This window comes from Megasphaera intestinihominis, assembly GCF_040096415.1.
GTDB lineage: Bacteria > Bacillota > Negativicutes > Veillonellales > Megasphaeraceae > Megasphaera > Megasphaera intestinihominis.
In genome coordinates, this window is record NZ_JBBMEU010000131.1 from 1 (window position 1) to 1,462 (window position 1,462).

General features: G+C 53.9%; 1 protein-coding gene. It reads right to left on the minus strand.

Translation table 11 applies throughout. The features are described from left to right. Window positions 1–85: 85 nt before the first annotated feature. On the minus strand, window positions 86–988 hold the full coding sequence (locus tag WMO23_RS11280) for a fumarylacetoacetate hydrolase family protein (RefSeq protein WP_020309819.1): 903 nt from the start codon (window positions 986–988) through the stop codon (window positions 86–88). Between the last annotated feature and the right edge of the window lie 474 nt (window positions 989–1,462).

The window sequence follows — 1,462 nt, forward strand, 5'->3', positions numbered from 1 at the left end:
TTGTGTTAGTTATGGGAAAGAAGGAAGGCTGCAACAAAATGAGCAAAAAAACTCATTTTGTTACAGCCCCTTTTTTTAGCCTTTCTTATTTCACTTTATTCTTCAGCGTCCCGATGGCGGGAATGGTGATTTCTACGGTGTCGCCGGAGTGGAGGAAGCGGGGCGGGTTGAAGCCGACGCCGACGCCGCTGGGCGTACCCGTAGCGATGATGTCGCCCGGGAAGAGGGTCGTACCCTGGGAGATGGTGTGGATCAGTTCGGGGATGGTGAAGATGAATTCGCCTGTCGAGCCGTCCTGACGGACTTCATTGTTGACTTTCGTGACGATGTCGAACGTGTCGGGAGCGGCATCGCGCAGAAGGATATACGGCCCGATAGGGCAGAACGTATTCAGGCTCTTGCCGTGGAACCACTGGACGTGGTTGGCCTGCAGGTCCCGTGCCGTGACGTCGTTGAGGATGGTAAAGCCGTAGACGTGGTCCATGGCTTCGCCAACAGTGATATCCGAGCCTTCCTTGCCAATGATGACGGCCAGTTCGCCTTCATAGTCGACTTGGGACGTGACGTTCGTATGAGGGTCGATGAGGTCATCCGGGCCGATGACCGACGACGTAGCCTTGGTGAAGATGACCGGGTATTTCGGCGGTTTGGGCATGGCCGTCTTATCGAATTCGGCAATGTGTTCCGTATAATTCTTGCCGATGCAGAAAATATTCCGTTCCATATGGGGAATCGGCGCCATGATGCGTACCGTGTCCAGCGGTTTCGCCTTGACAGCGCCGGTCTTTTCATTCTGTTCCAGTGCGTCGGCCAGGGCCAGCAGGCCGTCGTTGCCCTGCCGGATGAATTCCAGCATCGTTTCCGGAAGGGGCGTGAAAAAAGCTTCTTCCAAAGCAATGGCACCGTATACGCCATCTTCCGCTTCATTCAGGACGCCCCATTGAACGAAACCGAGGTCTTCAAAAGTAACCAGTTTTTTTATCATCATAAAAATTCGACTCCTTTACTCATGATAACTTATTATAGCATGACTACTAAAGAATGACTATCCTCTTCATAAAATAAGCGCAGTTCGCAGGCGGCCGGTCGCAGGCCGCAAAAAAACGGCCAGCGGCCGTATGCGTAGGGGCTTCCCGTGGGAAGCCCGCCAGAGAGATTCAATCACAGCTCATTCGGGTATGATGATAAGCTTTCAGGAACCACGAGCTACTGCTTTTTCCTCGGACTCAGATGCGGCTACGCCGCGACAGACTCAAACTAACAACGACGCTTCGGGAAGCCCTCAGCGCGTAGCGGGCCGCCCGCCGCGTCTGTTCGTTCTGGAAACGGTCTTGCCCCTCCCGATGGTCGATACTTGACAGGCTAGAAAGGCTTTGGGACGGGTGTCGCATGTAGGCGATGGGGAATAACGCTGGCAGTCTGCCATAAAAAATACACGGACATTGGCCGAATTGTAGGGGCT